The organism is Mesorhizobium sp. P2_F8 (genome assembly GCF_056403655.1).
Genome location: NZ_JBFUFB010000001.1, coordinates 87,181 through 104,420, shown reverse-complemented (window position 1 = coordinate 104,420; position 17,240 = coordinate 87,181). Strand labels below are relative to the sequence as shown.

At 63.2% G+C, this 17,240-nt stretch carries 20 protein-coding genes and 1 riboswitch; of the genes, 10 read left to right on the top strand and 10 right to left on the bottom strand.

Annotated elements, in window-relative coordinates:
• Positions 1-9: 9 nt before the first annotated feature.
• Positions 10-945 carry a glycosyltransferase family 2 protein gene (locus AC1DZP_RS00530; RefSeq protein WP_477299792.1) on the bottom strand — a complete coding sequence of 312 codons (936 nt, stop codon included), beginning with the start codon at positions 943-945 and terminating at the stop codon, positions 10-12.
• 370 nt (positions 946-1,315) lie between these two features.
• Here AC1DZP_RS00530 and AC1DZP_RS00525 point away from each other — a divergent pair, with 370 nt between their 5' ends.
• On the top strand, positions 1,316-1,642 hold the full coding sequence (locus tag AC1DZP_RS00525; protein WP_477299791.1) for a DUF1330 domain-containing protein: 327 nt from the start codon (positions 1,316-1,318) through the stop codon (positions 1,640-1,642).
• A 22-nt stretch (positions 1,643-1,664) separates the two neighbouring features.
• Here AC1DZP_RS00525 and metW read toward each other — a convergent pair whose 3' ends face one another.
• Together metW and metX are read right to left on the bottom strand one after the other, a co-directional pair.
• Positions 1,665-2,279, bottom strand: coding sequence for a methionine biosynthesis protein MetW (gene metW / locus AC1DZP_RS00520; protein WP_477299790.1), 615 nt, complete (start codon positions 2,277-2,279; stop codon positions 1,665-1,667).
• Positions 2,276-3,445 carry a homoserine O-acetyltransferase MetX gene (metX, locus tag AC1DZP_RS00515; protein ID WP_457153179.1) on the bottom strand — a complete coding sequence of 390 codons (1,170 nt, stop codon included), beginning with the start codon at positions 3,443-3,445 and terminating at the stop codon, positions 2,276-2,278. Before metX ends, metW begins: the two co-directional genes overlap by 4 nt.
• Before the next feature lie 110 nt (positions 3,446-3,555).
• A riboswitch (SAM riboswitch) is annotated at positions 3,556-3,633 on the bottom strand.
• Between the two features lie 137 nt (positions 3,634-3,770).
• Here metX and hisC point away from each other — a divergent pair.
• A complete protein-coding gene (gene hisC, locus AC1DZP_RS00510) occupies positions 3,771-4,880 on the top strand; it encodes a histidinol-phosphate transaminase (RefSeq protein ID WP_477299789.1) in 1,110 nt (369 codons plus the stop codon).
• Between the two features lie 6 nt (positions 4,881-4,886).
• On the top strand, positions 4,887-5,822 hold the full coding sequence (locus AC1DZP_RS00505; RefSeq protein ID WP_477299788.1) for a prephenate/arogenate dehydrogenase family protein: 936 nt from the start codon (positions 4,887-4,889) through the stop codon (positions 5,820-5,822).
• A gap of 9 nt (positions 5,823-5,831) precedes the next feature.
• Here the strand turns inward: AC1DZP_RS00505 and AC1DZP_RS00500 are convergent, their stop codons facing one another.
• A complete protein-coding gene (locus AC1DZP_RS00500; protein WP_477299787.1) occupies positions 5,832-6,758 on the bottom strand; it encodes a sugar kinase in 927 nt (308 codons plus the stop codon).
• A 7-nt stretch (positions 6,759-6,765) separates the two neighbouring features.
• A complete protein-coding gene (locus AC1DZP_RS00495; RefSeq protein ID WP_477299786.1) occupies positions 6,766-7,764 on the bottom strand; it encodes a DUF2125 domain-containing protein in 999 nt (332 codons plus the stop codon).
• A 133-nt stretch (positions 7,765-7,897) separates the two neighbouring features.
• Between AC1DZP_RS00495 and AC1DZP_RS00490 the strand changes: the two genes are divergently transcribed.
• The 3 genes from AC1DZP_RS00490 to AC1DZP_RS00480 all read left to right on the top strand — a co-directional run bounded on the left by AC1DZP_RS00490 (position 7,898) and on the right by AC1DZP_RS00480 (position 10,205).
• A complete protein-coding gene (locus tag AC1DZP_RS00490; RefSeq protein ID WP_477299785.1) occupies positions 7,898-8,419 on the top strand; it encodes a gamma-glutamylcyclotransferase in 522 nt (173 codons plus the stop codon).
• Positions 8,420-8,540: 121 nt separating this feature from the next.
• Positions 8,541-9,488: an aldo/keto reductase gene (locus AC1DZP_RS00485; RefSeq protein ID WP_477299784.1), complete on the top strand. Its 948-nt coding sequence runs from the start codon at positions 8,541-8,543 to the stop codon at positions 9,486-9,488.
• 90 nt (positions 9,489-9,578) lie between these two features.
• On the top strand, positions 9,579-10,205 hold the full coding sequence (locus AC1DZP_RS00480; protein WP_477299783.1) for a LysE family translocator: 627 nt from the start codon (positions 9,579-9,581) through the stop codon (positions 10,203-10,205).
• 18 nt (positions 10,206-10,223) lie between these two features.
• On the opposite strand, the gene AC1DZP_RS00475 is transcribed toward AC1DZP_RS00480, so the two are convergent.
• Together AC1DZP_RS00475 and AC1DZP_RS00470 are read right to left on the bottom strand one after the other, a co-directional pair.
• On the bottom strand, positions 10,224-11,012 hold the full coding sequence (locus tag AC1DZP_RS00475; RefSeq protein ID WP_477299782.1) for a lysophospholipid acyltransferase family protein: 789 nt from the start codon (positions 11,010-11,012) through the stop codon (positions 10,224-10,226).
• A 115-nt stretch (positions 11,013-11,127) separates the two neighbouring features.
• Positions 11,128-12,030, bottom strand: coding sequence for a LysR family transcriptional regulator (locus tag AC1DZP_RS00470; RefSeq protein WP_477299781.1), 903 nt, complete (start codon positions 12,028-12,030; stop codon positions 11,128-11,130).
• 122 nt (positions 12,031-12,152) lie between these two features.
• Between AC1DZP_RS00470 and AC1DZP_RS00465 the strand changes: the two genes are divergently transcribed.
• Entirely contained in the window at positions 12,153-12,623 is a 471-nt protein-coding gene (locus AC1DZP_RS00465) for a nuclear transport factor 2 family protein (RefSeq protein WP_477299780.1), read from the top strand.
• Positions 12,624-12,647: 24 nt separating this feature from the next.
• On the top strand, positions 12,648-13,280 hold the full coding sequence (locus AC1DZP_RS00460) for a pyridoxamine 5'-phosphate oxidase family protein (protein WP_477299779.1): 633 nt from the start codon (positions 12,648-12,650) through the stop codon (positions 13,278-13,280).
• A gap of 3 nt (positions 13,281-13,283) precedes the next feature.
• On the opposite strand, the gene AC1DZP_RS00455 is transcribed toward AC1DZP_RS00460, so the two are convergent.
• The 3 genes from AC1DZP_RS00455 to ftsE form a co-directional block, all read right to left on the bottom strand.
• The gene (locus AC1DZP_RS00455; protein WP_477299778.1) at positions 13,284-14,009 is read right to left on the bottom strand and encodes a YdcF family protein; all 726 of its coding nucleotides are present in this window, start codon (positions 14,007-14,009) and stop codon (positions 13,284-13,286) included.
• Positions 14,010-14,142: 133 nt separating this feature from the next.
• Positions 14,143-15,138 (bottom strand): cell division protein FtsX, encoded by a 996-nt coding sequence (locus tag AC1DZP_RS00450; protein WP_477299777.1) that lies wholly within the window; start codon positions 15,136-15,138, stop codon positions 14,143-14,145.
• Positions 15,131-15,790, bottom strand: a complete 660-nt coding sequence (gene ftsE, locus AC1DZP_RS00445; RefSeq protein WP_027023302.1) for a cell division ATP-binding protein FtsE — start codon at positions 15,788-15,790, stop codon at positions 15,131-15,133. Before ftsE ends, AC1DZP_RS00450 begins: the two co-directional genes overlap by 8 nt.
• Positions 15,791-15,982: 192 nt before the next feature.
• Here ftsE and AC1DZP_RS00440 point away from each other — a divergent pair, with 192 nt between their 5' ends.
• Together AC1DZP_RS00440 and hpt are read left to right on the top strand one after the other, a co-directional pair.
• Positions 15,983-16,627, top strand: coding sequence for a hypothetical protein (locus tag AC1DZP_RS00440; RefSeq protein WP_477299776.1), 645 nt, complete (start codon positions 15,983-15,985; stop codon positions 16,625-16,627).
• 23 nt (positions 16,628-16,650) lie between these two features.
• Entirely contained in the window at positions 16,651-17,193 is a 543-nt protein-coding gene (gene hpt / locus AC1DZP_RS00435) for a hypoxanthine phosphoribosyltransferase (protein WP_477228397.1), read from the top strand.
• Positions 17,194-17,240: the final 47 nt, after the last annotated feature.

Genomic DNA, 17,240 nt, shown 5'->3' with positions numbered 1-17,240 from the left:
GTGACAGGGTCAGGCCGGACGGACGCCGAACTTCTGGCGAAACTCGTCGTGAAGGTCGCGGCGCCAGCGCCGGCCAGAGACATAGCCTTTGATCAGTTCGGGCAGCGAATAGCCGAGATCTTTCGACGACCGGTTGGTCATGTAGCCCGACAAGGCTTCAGGAATCCGGCACTTCAGAATATCGGAAATGATCTGCCGCGTAATCATGTAGGGCGGAATATGTGGGTACGAGCGGGCAATATTCGGGTGTTTGCGCATCAGGTTCGCATAGGCTTCGACATAGCCGTGGCGACGTCGCGAAATCGAATTCTCCGAATTGTGCTTCGTCCAGTCGATGTCCTGAGACAATTGCGCGCCGAAGCGCCGGGCAAGGCGCAGCAGCAATTCCCGATCCTGCATCCTGGCGATGTCGCTGTCGTAGCCGCCGATGGCCAGCAACGCCTCGCGGCGCGCTGTTATCGCCGATCCCGCGATCAAGATTGTCTCCGCGACCAGCGTTCGCTCCAGCGTGGCAGAGTTTAGGAATGCATCGCGATTGATGCAATCGGTGGCGCGTCCGCCCTTCAGGGAGACATAGGAGCTGATCAGCACTTCGAGCGCCGGATTGGCATCGAACCAGGTCAGGGTCCGTTCGAGCCTGTGCGGCAGATAGACGTCGTCGGAATCGAGGAACGTCACGACGGGTGCCCGCGCGCGCTCGATGCCTGCATTGCGGGCGGCATTGGCGCCTCGCCATTTCGCGCCGACATAGATCAGTCGCGGATCACGAATGCCGGCCAGTGCCGCCGCGGTTCCGTCCGTCGAGCCATCGTCGACGACAATATGCTCGAACCTCGGCATGCTCTGGGAAAGTACACTTTCCATGGCGCGCAATACCGCCTCACGCCTGTTGTGAGTCGGCGTGATGACCGTGATGAGAGGAGCGTGTTCTGTCTTCCCGGTCATACTGCGTCAGCCATTTCCATCGAAAAAATACGCTTCCTGCCAGGTCTTTCGATCTTCAGGACGGTCAAATGGATCGGACTCCCCCTTCCATATCCCCCGTATTGGCCACGACGCTACAAAAAACAGACGTACCTGTCACCCCACCGGGATGCTGCTCAATGCGCGTGAAACGACGAATTCCAGTATCTAGCGCTTCAACTGCAACACTATTGCCGCGCGCTATGCTTGCGAATCGCCCTTGCGATGAATGACGCGTCTATGATCCGAATGCATTCTACTACGTCGGACGTAATCGCATCGCGGCCGGTGTTTGGGCAGATTGCCGTCGCGAGGCCGGCTGGTCGGCTTCGGTCCCAGAGGGAGTACTGTCATGACTGCTTACGCCGTTGCCCATATGCGCCAAGCCCGGATGGGTCCGCAGCTCGTCGAATATCTGCAGAAGATCGATGCCACGCTGGCCCCTTTCGGCGGTCGTTTTCTGGTCCATGGCGGCGATGTCGAGGTCATCGAAAACAAATGGCAGGGCCACCTGATCATCATCGAATTTCCCGACAGGCAACACGTGCGCGGATGGTACAATTCGGCCGCCTATCAGGCGATACTGACGTTGCGGACCGACAACTCGGAAGCCGACGTGATCTTCGTTGATGGCGTTGAGCATCCGCATAAGGCCACGGATGTCCTTGACCAGGCGTGAAGTCGACAATGGCGCGGCGGGATCACCGTTTCAGCAAGAACACCGCCTGCTGGCCGAAGAAGTTCCAGAACCACCATGGCATCGACAGGCCGATCTTCTGGCCATTGGCGTCGAGCGCAGTTGCTTTTTCCACGGTAGCGCCAAGCTCGTCGCACAGATTGACGAAGTCGCGGATGGTGCAGAAATGGATGTTGGGCGTGTCGTACCAGGAATAGGGCAGGTCCGTGGTCACCGGCATGCGGCCATTGAGAAACAGCGACATACGAACCCGCCAATGGCCGAAATTGGGGAAGGACACGATGGCGCGATTGCCGATCCTGAGCAGTTCGTTGAGAACCAGCTTCGGGTTGCGGGTGGCCTGCAGGGTCTGCGACAGGACGACGAAGTCAAAGCCCTTGTCGGGATAGAATTCGAGATCCTTGTCGGCATCGCCCTGGATGACGCTCAAGCCGCGCGCCACGCATTCGTTGACGCCACGCTGCGACAGTTCAAGGCCGCGTCCGTCGACCTGCTTGGTGTCCTGCAGCAATTCGAGCAGCGATCCATCGCCTGAACCGACGTCGAGCACGCGCGATTGTGGCGGGATGAGGTTGGCGACGACTTCGAGGTCGACGCGCTGGTTGCGGGTGACGTTCACGATGCGAGCCCTCGCGCCCGTGCTGCGGAGCCGATGAAGCCATTGATCGCGGCAAACAATTCCGGCTCGTCGAGCAGGAAGGCGTCGTGGCCGCGATCGGTCTCGATCTCGACAAAGGATACCGACGCGCCGGCGGCGTTGAGCGCATGAACGATCGAGCGGCTCTCTTCGGTCGGGAACAGCCAATCCGAGGTGAAGGACACCAGGCAGAAGCGGGTTTTCGTGCCGGCGAACGCATCCGCCAGCCGGCCGCCATGGTCGGCGGCGAGGTCGAAATAATCCATCGACCGCGTCATGTAGAGATAGGAATTGGCATCGAAGCGATCGACGAAGGTCATGCCCTGGTGGCGCAGATAGCTCTCGATCTGGAAGTCGGCGTCGAAGCCGAAGGTGAGTGCCTCGCGATCCTGCAGATTGCGGCCGAACTTCCGATGCAGGGCAGCCTCCGACAGATAGGTGATGTGGGCGGCCATGCGCGCCACCGCCAAGCCCTTTTCCGGGCGCTTGCCGTGCTCGAAATATTTGCCGCCATGCCAGTCCGGATCCGCCATCACGGCCTGCCGGCCGACCTCATGGAAGGCGATGTTCTGCGAGGAATGGCGCGCGCCGGTGGCAATCGGCAGAGCCGAGAAGACGCGCTCCGGATAGCTGGACGCCCATTCCAACACCTGCATGCCGCCCATCGAGCCGCCGAGGACGCAAAACAGTTTTTCGATGCCGAAATGGTCGATCAGCATCTGCTGGGCGCGCACCATGTCTCGAATGGTGATGATCGGCAGGTCGAGCCCATAGGGCTTGCCGGTGGCGGGATTGGTCGAGGCCGGGCCGGTGGAGCCCAGACAACCGCCGATGACGTTGGAGCAGATGACGAAGAAACGGTTGGTATCGATGATCTTGCCGGGGCCGATCAGCACTTCCCACCAGCCCGGCTTGCCGGTCACCGGATTGGTGCTGCCGACATGCTGGTCGCCGGTTAGCGCATGGCAGACGAGGATGGCGTTGGAACGGGCGTCGTTCAGCGTGCCGTAGGTCTGGTAGGCGATCTGGAACGGCGACAGCAGGGTGCCGGCATCGAGCTTTAGCGGCTTGTCGGGCCCAAAGCGTAGCACCGGGCTCGACGGCTGATCAGCCTCGTTGTTGGTTTTTCCAGCGCGCAGAGCGGCCATTGCATCCATCTCACACTTTGAATCCGCACGGCGCTTTCGAAATTCGAGGCCGATGCGGTGTCCGGCCGGCGCGGACAACAAAAAACCGGCATTGCCGCCGCAAAGCCGGTTACAGGATGCAAACGGCCCTTTAGCAAGTTGTTTAACGTGGCTGCAAGCCGACCGGCCAAATCACCACGGAATCTCGTACCTCTTCTAGGACTGTGGCGCGCCCGCGTCAACGGCCAGCCGCGGTCCGGAGGTTGCCACCTCTCGACATTGCGGGCCGTGGCTTGTATTTCCGCTGCGGCTTCCAGACGGAAGCGTTCTCGACGGATTTTGCGACATGAGCCAGACACCGGACAAGGCACGTCCAACCCCGCGCGCGGGCATCATGGACATCGACGCCTATGTGCCGGGCAAGAGCACGGCGCCCGCCGGCGTCGCCAAGGTCTACAAGCTGTCGTCGAACGAGAATCCGCTGGGTCCGTCGCCGAAGGCGATCGAGGCCGCGCGGGAGATTGCTGCGAAGCTCGACGTCTATCCCGATGGCACCGCCAGGCGGCTGCGTGAGGCGATCGCCGAGGTGCATGGTCTCAACGCGCAGAACATCATCTGTTCCAACGGCTCCGACGAAATTCTCGGCCTTCTGGCGCAGACGTATCTCGCTCCCGGCGACGAAGCGATTTTCACCGAACACGCCTTCATGGTCTACAAGATCTACATCCAGTCGGCCGGTGCAACTCCGGTCGCGGTCAAGGAGACCGATGAGCGTGCAGACATCGATGCGATGCTGGCCGCCGTCACGCCGCGCACCAAAATCGTATTCCTCGCCAATCCCAATAACCCGACCGGCACCTATGTGCCGTTCCAGGAAGTGCGCCGCCTGCATGCCGGCCTGCCCGGAAATGTGCTTCTGGTGCTCGACGCGGCTTACGCCGAATATGTTCGCCGCAACGACTATGAAGCCGGCATCGAACTGGTCGGCGGCGCCGAGAACGTGGTGATGACCCGCACCTTCTCCAAGATCGGTCTCGGCGGAGCGCGGATCGGCTGGATGTACGCGCCGATGCACATCGTCGATGCCATCAACCGTGTGCGTGGCCCTTTCAACGTCAATGCGACGGCGATCGAGGCCGGCATCGCCGCGATCCGTGACCGCGACCACGTCCAACGCAGCGTGAGGCACAACGAAACCTGGCTGACATGGCTGAGCGGGGAGCTTGGCAAGCTCGGGCTGCGGGTGACGCCAAGCGTCGGCAATTTCATCCTGATCCATTTTCCCGACGACCAGAACCATTCGGCTGCCGCGGCGGACGATTATCTGACGGCGCGCGGCTATATCCTGCGGCGTGTTTCCGGCTACGGCTTTCCCAACGCGCTGCGCATGACCGTCGGCACCGAAGATGCCAATCGCGGCGTTGTCGCTGCTCTCACGACATTCCTGAAAAGCTAGAACACCATGACATCACCGATGTTTGAAAAGATCGCGCTGGTCGGCATCGGCCTGATCGGCTCGTCGCTGGCCCGCGTCATCCGCCGCGAGGGCCTCGCCCGCCACGTCGCCATCTCGACCCGCAGTGCCGCGACATTGGCGCGTGCGCAAGAGCTTGGGCTCGGCTCCTCCTACTCCACCGATGCGAAGGAAGCGGTCCGCGATGCCGATCTGGTCATCGTCTCGGTGCCGGTCGGCTCGTCCGGCGCTGTGGCCGAGGAAATCGCGCCGGCACTGAAGCAGGGCGCAATCCTCACAGATGTCGGCTCGACCAAGGCATCGGTCATCGCCCAGATGCAGCCCTATGTGCCCGATGGCGTGCATTTCATTCCCGGCCACCCACTGGCGGGCACGGAAAAATCCGGCCCCGATGCCGGCTTCGCCGACCTGTTCGACAATCGCTGGTGCATCTTCACCCCGCTGCCCGACACCGACCCGGAGGCGCTGGAGAGGCTGTCGGAATTCTGGCGCCGTTGCGGCGCCAACATCGACACGATGGATCCGCAGCATCACGACATGACGCTGGCCATCGTCTCGCACCTGCCGCACATCATCGCCTACAACATCGTCGGCACCGCCGACGATCTGCAGTCGGTGACCAAGTCCGAAGTCATCAAATATTCAGCTTCGGGTTTTCGCGATTTCACCCGTCTCGCCGCCTCGGATCCGACCATGTGGCGCGACGTCTGCCTGCACAACAAGGACGCCATCCTCGAAATGCTGGCACGGTTCTCGGAAGATCTGGCGTCGCTGCAGCGGGCGATCCGCTGGGGCGACGGCGAAAAGCTGTTCGATCTGTTCACCCGCACCCGCGCGGTGCGCCGCTCTATCATCGAGGCGGGCCAGGACATCGACGTGCCCGATTTCGGTCGTCAGGCGGTCGAGCACCCGGCGAAGGCGTAGATCGGTTCTTCAACCTGCTGGCCAGTGGCTTTTCATCATCGCCAGCGTCTCGGCCCGGTCCGGCGCGCCTAGCCTGCCGCCGAAGCGCAGGCATTTGAGCGCGGCGGCCGCACTGGCAAAGCGCAAGGCCTGCTCGACCGGCATGGCTTCCGCCAGTCCGATGGCGAAGGCGCCGTGAAAGACATCGCCGGCGGCCAGCGTGTCGACCGCCTTGATTTTTGGCGCCGCGACATGGCGTGATGATCCCGTCGCGCGATCGAACCACCAGGTTCCAGCCGCGCCGCCGGTAACCGCGACAAACGCATCGCCGCGACGGGCAAGTGCCTCACAGGCCTGGCGCGAATCCAGTTCCTTGCCGCACAATATACGCGCCGCCGGCTCGGAAGCCACGATATGGGAAGCCAGCGGCAGCAGCAGTTCCAGCACGTCCCTCGGCGCGGTATCGGCATCAAGGATCGCCGGCCGGCCGATGGCGTGCGCCGCCTCCAGGGCAAGCGCTGCGGCACCGGGCCAGCGGACGTCGACCAGCACGGCATCGAATGCTGAGAGGTCTGCGAGCGGCAGAGCCTCGGGATCGGCCTGGGCCTGGCTGTCGTAGAAGGGCACGATGATGCGCTCGCCATGCGCGTCGACCAGGATCGAGGCCAGCGCCGAGCGAGCGCCGTTGACGCGGCGCACGAAGCTGCAATCGATGCCTTCTGCTTGGATCCCGGCGATCAGCTGATCGCCGACAGAATCGTCGCCCGCGCTCGCCCACAGCGATACGTCGGCGCCCAGGCGATGTGCAGCGCAGGCCGCGCTCGTCGCCATGCCCGAGGCGATCTGGACGCCGTCGGAGGCGATGAACTTGCCTTGGTGGTCGGGCAGCGTCTCGACACGCAGGATCGTATCCAGCGTCAGCGCGCCGACACTCAGCAGTCTCACGGTTTTTGCCATCGATGCGCTATTCCACCGGCTTGATCTTGCCCAGCGGAATGAAGCCGAGCGAGGCCTTGCCCTTGACCACCTTGAGCGGCATCGACGGCTGGTTGCCGAGCAGCGCCAGGCCAGCAAAGCCCTGCTCGATCTGCGTTTTTTGCTCGGGGATGGCACCGCCGAGGATCGCCGCCACGGCTTTCGGGTCCTTCAGCGTGATCGACAGGTCGGCGTCGATGAGACCATCAGCATCGACCGACAATGGTCCGGAAACAGTGACGCGCGCCGTGCCTGACGACAGGTCGAGGTTGCGGATCTCGATCGCCTGGCCGCGCAGGCTCTTCACTTGCCTGCCGATCAGCGCGACGCCATTCTTCAGCGTCACGTCGCCGCTGGCATCGAGCGCCGGCAGCACCCGTCCGCCGATCGCCTCGGCATCGATCTCGAGATCGGTGAAATTGCCGAGATAGTTGATATCCCCGCCGTTAGGCTGCAATTGGCTGTCCGCCTTGCCGGCACTGAACAGTTCGACTGGATCGGTGTCATCAGCGGGATCGGTCTGGCCGGACAGGCCCTCGGCTTGCACTGAAATCCGCCGTGGCAGCGGCCATGACAGTTTGACGTTGGCTTGCAGGTTGTCCCAGTCGATCCACAGCGGCATCATGCCTGGAACGGAGGTCCTGAGCGGACCGCGCAGATCGGCCACCGGCGACAGCGGCTGGATGATCTGGGCGACGGCATTGAAGCTGCCGGCCGAGGCGGCGATGTTCCTGGCATCGTCCTCATAAGCGAGATTGTCGCAGGAGACGGCAAAACTCAGCGGATAGCCGCTGACCTGGAGATTGGCACAGCCGGCCTCGACGCCACTCTTGTTGAGCGAGGCAACCGCCTTGTCGGCTTCACTTCGGACCCGGTCAGCCAGGTAGAACCAGCCAGCGCTGTAGATGGCGAACAACACGAGGATGAACGCGGCAAGCCAGAACAGGCGGCGTCGGCGCTTCGGTTGGCGTTCGTCACTTGACGTCATGCTTTGGCTCTCGTTAACGCATGGGTGTTGCAGGCGGACTCGCGATTCCGACAACAACAGGTAGACAGAGGCGGACGGAAAAAACACCGATTCCGGTGTGGTGCTGCCATTCTTTACAATCAGGCGCGGCGATATGGGCGATTTTTGGGTGTTTGGCTATGGGTCGCTGATCTGGCGGCCGGGTTTCGCGCATGTCGAGACGCAGCGCGCGCGCCTGCACGGCTACCGGCGCTCGCTGTGCGTCTATTCCTTCGTGCATCGCGGCACACGTCAGCGGCCGGGGCTGGTGCTCGGTCTCGACCGTGGTGGCTCCTGCGTCGGATTGGCGTTCCGCGTGCCCGGCGAATTGCGTGATGAGGTCATCGCCTATCTGCGCGAGCGCGAGCTGGTCACCAACGTCTATCTCGAACGGACGCTCAGGATTCGCCTTGACGGCGGCCGGACGGTCGAAGCCGTAGCCTACATCGTCGACCGCCAGCACGAGCAATATGCCGGCGCGCTCGACGCGGCGCACGCAGCCGCCGTGGTGCGCGGCGCGGTCGGCCAGTCCGGCAACAATGAGGACTATGTGATCAGCACGCTGGAACACCTTGAGGCGCTGGGCATAAGCGACCACTGGCTGGAGGATGTCGCGCGCCGGGTAGCACCTTTGTGAAGCGCTGGCTCTGCGGAAAAGGCCGCCAGGCCTTTGACCTCGATGATGGAAGACCTAGTTTAGGTTCCGAACCTCAGCCAGGGCTGCATTCACTGGCCCCCAATCATCCCGGAGATACGCCTTGCAGAAACGCCGCCTTGGTCGCACCGACCTTTCCATCGCGCCGCTGGTTCTGGGCGGCAATGTCTTCGGCTGGACCGCCGACGAGAAAACCTCGTTCGATCTGCTAGACCGCTTCGTCGGGGCCGGTCTCAATGCCATCGACACGGCGGACGCCTATTCGCGCTGGGTGCCCGGCCACAAGGGCGGCGAATCGGAAACCATCATCGGCAAGTGGATGAAGGACCGCGGCAATCGCGATCATGTCGTGGTGGTCACCAAGGTTGGTTCGGATATGGGACAAGGCCACAAGGACCTGTCCGCCGCCTATATCGAAAAGGCCGTCGACGCGTCGCTGAAGCGGCTGCAGACCGACGTCATCGACCTCTATCTGTCGCACTGGCCGGATCCGACCACGCCCTACGAGGAAACCCTCGGCGCCTACGAGAAGCTGCTCGCCAAGGGCAAGATCCGCTATGCCGGCTGCTCGAACCTCGACGCCGGCCAGTTGCGCGCGGCACTCGATGTGGCGAGCCTGCGCGGCCTGCCGCGCTACGAGGTGCTGCAGCCGGAGTACAATCTCTACGACCGATCCTCGTTCGATGGGCCGTTGCGCGATCTGTGTGTGGCCGAGGATATCGGCGTCATCACCTATTTCAGCCTGGCCAAGGGCTTCCTCAGCGGCAAATACCGCAGCGAGGCCGATCTTGGCCAAAGCCCGCGTGGCGGCGGGGTGAAAGACTACCTCAACGCGCGCGGCACGCGCATTCTCGCGGCACTCGATGCGGTGTCGGCCAGGCATTCGGCCAAGCAGGCGGAAGTGGCGCTTGCCTGGGTTATCGCACGGCCAGGCGTCACTGCGCCGATCGCCAGCGCCACCAGGCCTGAGCAGATGGACAGCCTGATCAAGGCCGGGTCGCTGAAATTGACCGCCGACGACATGGCCGAGCTCGACAAGGCAAGCGGCTGAAACTTCCGGCGGCGCCGCACGCACGAACGTCCAAGACCACGCACCTGTCTTGCCATACCGTCCTTCGCACGGGGCAAGGCAGAGGGTGAGATGACTGAGCCGCTTCTTTCGCAACCGGATCTTTGGCGCCAGTTGGTCGCGCTGGTGCTTGCCGCCACCGTCGTCATGGGCAGCCCAGGGCCGGCAACGATAAGCGTCACCGCCGTCGGAGCTGCCTTCGGCTTGCGAGATTCATTGCGGTACGCCTGGGGGATCGCCCTGGGCACGATTGCAGTGCTGCTGGTGGTAGCTACCGGGGTCATGGCGGTGCTCACGTCGATGCCGAAGCTGGCACCGCTGCTGGCTTTCGCGTCCGGTGCCTATATCCTCTATCTCGCGTTCAAGATCGCCACGGCTCCGCCATTGGCGGCGCGCGCGGCCGAGGCTTCGCGCCCGACATGGCTGGCCGGGTTTCTGCTGGCTGTCGCCAACCCAAAAGCCTATGTGGCGATCGCCGCCGTGTTCGCCGGCGCTTCGTCGAGCCAAAGCGCCGGCGATATCGGCATATGGCTTAAGCTGACCGTTCTGGCGCTGATGATCGTCGCTATTCATGCTGTGTGGCTCGTTGCGGGAGCGGCGTTCGCCCGGTTCCTCCGCAGGCCGGCCGCTTCGCGGACCATCAATCTGGTCTTTGCCGCGACGCTGGTGTTGACCACCGCGCTGGCCGTGTTCGGCTGAGTGTTGGCTCGGAGCTTTTCAGGCTTTCGCGCCGAGTTCCCGCAACCGCTTCACCGCGGTTGAGGGCAATGCCGGCGGGTTGGGAGTGCGGGATGCCTCGATGAGAAGCTGGTCACAGGCAGCCTCGGTTTCACCGATCAGCCGGGCCATGAATTCGTCCTTGCCCAAGCCCGGCGGAATCGGCGGCAGGAACCGCGCCTTGATCGTGCCGGGGTAGCGCAGGAATTTGCGGCGCGGCCAGTAGAGACCGGCGACATGGGCGACCGGCACCACCGGAACGCCAAGCTGCGAATAGATTTCGACGATGCCGTATTTGTAGGCCGGCTCGTCACCCGGCGCGCGGCGCGTCCCCTCGGGATAGATGATCAGCTGGCGTGGGTTGCGCGCCATTTCCTGCCTGGTGGCGGCGACCACCGCCTTCAACGCTTTCGAGCGGCTGCCGCGGTCGACCGGGATCATGCGCATCTTCATGATGTACCAGCCGAAGAACGGGATCCAGGTCAGCTCGCGCTTGAGGATGTAGAGCGGATCCTGGAGGAACGGGAAGAAGGCGATCGCGTCCCAGAACGATTGATGCTTGGGCGCCAGGATGAAGGAACCATCGGGCAGGTTTTCCAGGCCGGTGATGTCGCTCTTGGTCCCGGCAATCTTGTCATAGAGCCACATGCACGTGCGTGACCAGAATTTCGGCACGAACCAGGCGCGGTGACGGGGCGACAGGAAATAGTAGGGGGTCCAGAGGATCATCTGGACGATCAGATTGACGTAGAAGACGAAATTGAACGCCAGCGATCGGACATACAGCATGGAGGGAGGCCCGGTGAGAGGTGTGCGTTGGTTACACCAAGCGCGGCGAAAAAGGAAATGGCCGCGAGCCGCTCTGACGAGCAAAGGAGAACGATGGTCGGGCGGCCCGTTTCAGCTACGTCAATCGCGCTAGCCGCTCCTTCAGACGCGGGGCAGCGAAATCGAGAAAGGCCCGCAGCTTGACCGGCAGCAGGCCGTGGCCGGCATGCACCAGGCTTACCGGCCATGGTTCAGGCTCGAACTCCTGCAGCAGGATGCGCAGCGCGCCTGACCGCAGTGCGGCTTCGATCTGGTAGGAAAGCACTTTTGTCACCCCGATGCCGGCAATCGCGGCGTCGATGGCCGCCTCGGCGGTGTTGACCTGAAGCCGCGAGCGGACCTGAACCGGGACTTCCGTCCTGCCCTGGGCGAAGCTCCAGGTGGCGGCGGAAGCAAGTCCCTCGAAGGTGATGCAACTGTGTGTTTCCAAATCCTGCGGGGTCATCGGCGTGCCATACTCGGCCAGATAGGCCGGGCTCGCACAAGCGACGCGGCGGATCGAGCCGACAGCAATGGCGACCAGGCTCGAATCAGGCAACTGGCCGATGCGAATGGCGAGATCGAAATGGTCCTCAACCAGCTGGGTTATGCGGTCGGCTAGCGTCAAGCGAATGTTCACGTCGGGATAGGCCGCGAGAAAACCGGTGACGACCGGCAGCACGTGCAGGCGGCCAAAAACGACCGGCGCGGTGATGGCCAATTCGCCGGTCGGAGCGCTGTATTCGCCGGCTGCCGTGCGTTCGGCCTCACCGACGTCGTCGAGGATGCGGCGGCAGGCGGCAAGATAGGCCTGGCCGGCGTCGGTCGGCGTCAGCCGGCGCGTCGAGCGGTTCAACAGGCGTGTGTTCAGATGTCGTTCGAGATCGGAAACCTTGCGGCTGACCGTCGCCAGCGGAATGCCGAAACGGCGGGCCGCGGCGGAAAGGCTGCCGGCCTCCACCGCGGCGACAAAGAGCGACATGGCTTCGAGACGATCCATAGCTTCTTCCAGAAAATGGAAGGACGGATTGCGAATATGTCATCTGCATTTGAAGGATGGAAGGCTTTATATGACAATTCCTGGCCTGCCTGCAGCAGGGCCTCTACAAACAAGGAGCTACCATGTCTGAAGGCCGGCCGCCGCTGCCGCCGTTCACAGCCGAGACCGCCGCGCAGAAGGCGCGCATGGCCGAGGATGCCTGGAATTCGCGCGATCCGGCCCGAGTGGCGCTTGCCTACACGACGGATAGCCGCTGGCGCAATCGCGCCGAATTCCTACAAGGCCGCGATGCCATCCAGGCGTTCCTGACGCGCAAGTGGAGCCGCGAACTCGACTACCGGCTGATCAAAGAGGTCTGGGCCTTCCACGGCAACCGCATCGCCGTGCGCTTCGCCTATGAATGGCACGACGACAGCGGCTCATGGTTCCGCAGCTATGGCAACGAGAACTGGGAATTCGACGAACATGGGCTGATGCGCGTGCGCATCGCCAGCATCAACGACCTGCCGATCGGTGCGGCCGATCGCAAATATCACTGGCCGCTCGGCCGGCGCCCGGACGACCACCCGTCATTGTCGGAGCTTGGGCTCTAGGGTCGCCGGGGCAAGGAGGCTTTCATGAATGCTCATGCTTTCACCAGCGACGTCGCCTTCACGCCGACCGTCAAGGCGATCCAGGCCCGCAAGGGCTCACGCCAGTCCTATGCCCGCGTCGAGGAGCGTGGCGGCTGGCAGGCCGATATCACGCCCGACCTTGCCGCCTTCATCGAGATGCAGACCAGCGTCTTCCTGTCGACGGCCAATGGCGATGGCCAGCCCTACATCCAGCATCGCGGTGGACCCGCCGGGTTTCTCAAGGTGCTGGATCAACACACGATCGGCTTTGCGGATTTTGCCGGCAACAGGCAGTTCATCACGCAGGGCAACCTGGCCGACAATCCGCAGGCCTTCCTGTTCCTGATCGATTATGCCCACCGGCAGCGCATCAAGATCTGGGGCACGGCCCGCGTCGTCGAGAACGATGCCGAGCTGATGGCGAGGTTGATGCCGCAGGACTACAAAGCGCGTCCCGAGCAGGTCATCCTGTTCACGGTCTCGGCTTGGGACTCCAATTGCCCGCAACACATCCCGCAGCGGTTCGAGGCGGCTGACGTGGCAGCGGCGCTTGGCGAACGGGACAAGCGTATCGAGGGCCTCGAACAGGAGATAGCGCGCCTCAAGGGGATTTCAGGCGCTGCAGCCTGGGAATGAGGTTCAGCCGCCGGCCGCAGTCTCGGCCAGCGCGATGCCGTCCGGCGTCGGCTTCATCGGCACGATGCCGCGCGCCAACGCCAGCAGATATTTATTGTATTCGGTGAACAGCACGCGCAATGCGCGCGGCTTGGTCAGCCAGCTGCCATTGTCGAGGTTGGTGTTGACCACCGGATACGGTTCGAGCTTGGCGCCATGCAGCAGCCGGCCCATTTCCAGCAGGCTGCGCGGCATATGATAGTTGTTGGTGACCAGGATCACCGTGCCATAGGCGTGGCTCTCCACCCATTTGGCGCTCTCCTCGGCATTGCCGATCGTGTCCAGCGCGGCGCGGTCGATATCGACGCAACAGGAGAACAAGCGCTTGTCGCCACCAATCGCCGCCTGCAGCTGGCGGCGGCTGGCGGAAGGATGCACGCCGCTGATCAGCAGCCGCTCGCCCTTGCCGGACGCCAGCAGATCCATTGCGGCGTCAAGGCGTGACTGGCCGCCGGTCAAAACGATGATTGCGTCGGCCTTAGCCGGATTGGCGGGCGTCGTCAGGTGGCTGACCTTGTTGGCGAACCAGCCAAAGCCGCCGGCAAACAGAGTTGCGAGGATGAGGAGGGAAAGCCCGGACAGGCGCAGAGCGGCTTTTAGGCGGCTGACCTTGCCGAGGTCGCGCGAATGGGCAACCACCACTGGCATCTGCCCAGCCGTCCCGGTCGTTTGCCCCGCGTCCATCGCCATATGGTTAATCCCCAAATGTGGCTTTGGGTAGTAGAAAGACGCACTTTGCGTTACGCCAATTCTCCATCCGTGATCATCCTGTTTCTATCGATGTCATTGTCCCGAACTTGTCCCTGCTTCCAAGCGACGTAAATTAGCCGGCATCCGGCTGGCGGACCTCGATGTCGCTGAGATAGGCGACGACAGTGGCGTGCGAGGTTGCCGCCGTCAGCCCACCGATCACCAGCACCATGAGAACGACCCCGAGATAGCCCGCCGAACCGATGGCGAAATTGCCGAACAGCGCGGTCGCCTGGTCGGCCTGCGGCGTCGCCATGTTGCGCGACGACCACCATGAAAAGACGATGAACACGAGCACAGCCGCGGCTCCGCCGGCGGCGGCACCCTTCATGCCGGTAACCAGGAAATGCCGGCGGAATTCACGCGCGATGAAGCTCGCCTCGGCGCCGACAAAATGCAGAACCTCGATGATGTGGCCATTGCCCGCCATGGCGCCGCGCGTCGCGAACACCACGGTCAGCACGGTCGCCGACAGCATCAGCGCCAGCACGGCGATGCCGATGGTCACCGTGGTGCGGGCCATGGCCACCAGCCGGTCGACCCAGGTGCGGTGATCGTCGAGCGATGCGCTTGGCAATTTCGGCGTGATCGCGGCGCGCATGGCGGCGAAATCGGGCGGGCTGCTCTCGTCGATGGTGACGATGATCAGGCGCGGCACCGGCAGCTCGTCGATGTTGAGGCCGGAGCCCAGCCACGGCTCCAGGAGCCTCGCGGTCGCGTCGCGATCGATGATCCGGGTCGCCTTCACGCCGGGAAACTCGCTGGCCATTTGCGAGGCCTCCACAAGGGCGGCCTCCATGTCTAGGCCGTCGACAGGTTTGATCTGGATCGTCGCCTCGCGCGAGATCTGGTTCTCCCAGACCGAGGCGGTGTCACGCACCAGCGTCACCGCGCCGAAGGTCAGGCAGGACAGGAAGGTCATGATGGCAATGACCAGCACCAGTGCCCGGCCGGCGATGTTCTGCGCCGGCACGATCGGCGCCATCCGGCGCTGGGCACGCGGCCTCGCCTCGGCCGCCTCGGCGTCCTGCTCCTGCTGTTCAAGATGTTCGGCGGACAGCTCAGTCATAGATGTCCAGCCTTCCGCCGGCCAGGATCATGCGGCGCGCGTCGACCTGTTCCATCAGGCCAAGGTCATGGGTCGCGATCACGACGGCGGTGCCAAGACGATTGAGCTCGATAAACAGCCGCAGCAGGCGTCGCGCCAGCGGCGGATCGACATTGCCGGTCGGCTCGTCGGCCAGCAGGATCTCCGGCTGCTCGATCAGCGCACGGGCGATCGCCGCGCGCTGCTTCTCGCCGCCGGACAGAACCGGCGGCAGCACATGCATGCGCTCGCCCAGCCCGACCCATTTCAACAGCTCGGTGACATCGGTGCGGTAGCTCGCCTCCTCGCGCCCGCGCACGCGCAGCGGCAAGGCCACGTTCTCGTAGGTGGTCATATGGTCGAGCAAGCGAAAGTCCTGGAACACCACGCCGATACGACGCCTCAGATGCGGCAGTTCGGCGCGCGAGATGCGCGAGCGGTCCTTGCCGAAAATGGTGATCAGCCCGCGCGTCGGCTTCAACGACATGAACAGCAGGCGCAGCAACGTCGTCTTGCCGGCACCCGAAGGCCCGCTCAGGAACTGGAAGGAGCGCTCCGGAATGTGCAGGGAGATGTCACGGAGGATTTCCGGACCCATGCCATAGCGGAGGCCGACATTTTCGAAGCGAATCAATTTCGGCGACCTGAAATTCGCGGCGGCAGCGAGCCAGCCTGTTCTGGGTAATGACCATCGGCCGGCATGGTTAACCGGCGGTTAATTCTTGGGCTTTTTCGACTCTTCACTCGGGCTCCGGTGGGGAAGCGTTAACCATTTGTGTTTACTCAAAAGAAACGAAAAGCGAACACGTGCTGCAATGCTGGGGCCATGATGGCTGACGATAGAACCGCGCGCCCGGTTTCCGGCGAAATCATGACCGATCCGGCGGCAATTGCCGCAACGGACCGGTTCATGCGCGCTCCAGCCTCCGACATCGTCGATGCCGACTATGTCGTGATGCCGCCCCTTGTCCCCGCCGCGGAAAGCGTTTCGCCGCTGCCACGCGCGATCGTCACGCCGCCCATCGAGGGCATGGACATGCTGCGCAAGCCCGAGGCCCCGGCGGAGCGGCCACCGCCTTCACGCGGCGGGCCGATCTTCTGGATCGCCGGCATTGGCGCCGCGTTCGCCGCTTTCTGGGTCTCCGGAGGGCATGCGCTGGTGCGCCAGGCGCCGTTCCTGTCCAGTGCGCAGGCGTCGGCGCTGAGCATTTCAGGCGTCACGTCACGCGTCGACGCCTCCGGGCCGAACCCCGTGCTGTTCGTCGATGGCGAGGCCGCCAATGACGGCGCGAAACCGGCGCCGCTGCCGCCGCTCGAAATCCGGGTGACCGGCAATGACGGGCGCACGACCCGCTATTCGTTGGGGACATCCGGTCGTTCGCTGGCGTCGGGCGAAAGATTCGGCTTTGCCAGCCGGCTCGACGTGCCTAAGAACGGCGTAAGAACCGTTTTGGTCACTTTCGCCCAATAGGCGATCACCGAGGAAGACCACCAATGCCAAACGTACGCGGCAAGGACATCGAGGTCCTGTTTTCGGCATCGGCGATCGCACGGCGCAATCTTGAACTCGCCAAGGAGATCGCCGGCCACGATTATCACGATCTGCTGGTGATTTCGGTGCTGAAGGGCTCGTTCATCTTCGCCGCCGACCTGATCCGCGCCATGCATGATGTCGGGCTGTCGCCGGAGGTCGAATTCATCTTCATTTCCAGCTACGGCGCCGGCACCACAAGCGGCGAGGTGAGGGTGCTGCGCGATATCGACAATGAGGTGGCCGGCCGTGACGTGCTGTTGATCGACGACATTCTCGAATCGGGCAAGACGCTGAGCTTCACCCGCGACCTGATGCTGTCGCGCGGCGCCAAGAGCTGCGCCATCGCCGTGCTGCTCGACAAGCGCATGCGCCGCCAGACCTCACTCAACGCCGACTATGTCGGCTTCGACTGTCCCGACTATTTCGTCGTCGGCTACGGCATGGACGTTGCGCATGCCTTTCGCGAATTGCCGTTTGTCGGTGTCGTCAAAGGCGACGTGTAAGCGACGTTCAAAAAGGCTTGTTGGTCTCCTGCGCCTTCAGAAAAAGT

Bases quoted from the DNA above. Each gene is read 5' to 3' on its own strand.
- AC1DZP_RS00530 (WP_477299792.1), bottom strand. From the start codon at position 945: ATGACCGGGAAGACAGAACACGCTCCTCTCATCACGGTCATCACGCCG.
- AC1DZP_RS00525 (WP_477299791.1), top strand. From the start codon at position 1,316: ATGACTGCTTACGCCGTTGCCCATATGCGCCAAGCCCGGATGGGTCCG.
- metX (WP_457153179.1), bottom strand. From the start codon at position 3,445: ATGGCCGCTCTGCGCGCTGGAAAAACCAACAACGAGGCTGATCAGCCG.
- hisC (WP_477299789.1), top strand. From the start codon at position 3,771: ATGAGCCAGACACCGGACAAGGCACGTCCAACCCCGCGCGCGGGCATC.
- AC1DZP_RS00505 (WP_477299788.1), top strand. From the start codon at position 4,887: ATGACATCACCGATGTTTGAAAAGATCGCGCTGGTCGGCATCGGCCTG.
- AC1DZP_RS00500 (WP_477299787.1), bottom strand. From the start codon at position 6,758: ATGGCAAAAACCGTGAGACTGCTGAGTGTCGGCGCGCTGACGCTGGAT.
- AC1DZP_RS00495 (WP_477299786.1), bottom strand. From the start codon at position 7,764: ATGACGTCAAGTGACGAACGCCAACCGAAGCGCCGACGCCGCCTGTTC.
- AC1DZP_RS00490 (WP_477299785.1), top strand. From the start codon at position 7,898: ATGGGCGATTTTTGGGTGTTTGGCTATGGGTCGCTGATCTGGCGGCCG.
- AC1DZP_RS00480 (WP_477299783.1), top strand. From the start codon at position 9,579: ATGACTGAGCCGCTTCTTTCGCAACCGGATCTTTGGCGCCAGTTGGTC.
- AC1DZP_RS00475 (WP_477299782.1), bottom strand. From the start codon at position 11,012: ATGCTGTATGTCCGATCGCTGGCGTTCAATTTCGTCTTCTACGTCAAT.
- AC1DZP_RS00470 (WP_477299781.1), bottom strand. From the start codon at position 12,030: ATGGATCGTCTCGAAGCCATGTCGCTCTTTGTCGCCGCGGTGGAGGCC.
- AC1DZP_RS00465 (WP_477299780.1), top strand. From the start codon at position 12,153: ATGTCTGAAGGCCGGCCGCCGCTGCCGCCGTTCACAGCCGAGACCGCC.
- AC1DZP_RS00460 (WP_477299779.1), top strand. From the start codon at position 12,648: ATGAATGCTCATGCTTTCACCAGCGACGTCGCCTTCACGCCGACCGTC.
- AC1DZP_RS00455 (WP_477299778.1), bottom strand. From the start codon at position 14,009: ATGGCGATGGACGCGGGGCAAACGACCGGGACGGCTGGGCAGATGCCA.
- AC1DZP_RS00450 (WP_477299777.1), bottom strand. From the start codon at position 15,138: ATGACTGAGCTGTCCGCCGAACATCTTGAACAGCAGGAGCAGGACGCC.
- AC1DZP_RS00440 (WP_477299776.1), top strand. From the start codon at position 15,983: ATGATGGCTGACGATAGAACCGCGCGCCCGGTTTCCGGCGAAATCATG.
- hpt (WP_477228397.1), top strand. From the start codon at position 16,651: ATGCCAAACGTACGCGGCAAGGACATCGAGGTCCTGTTTTCGGCATCG.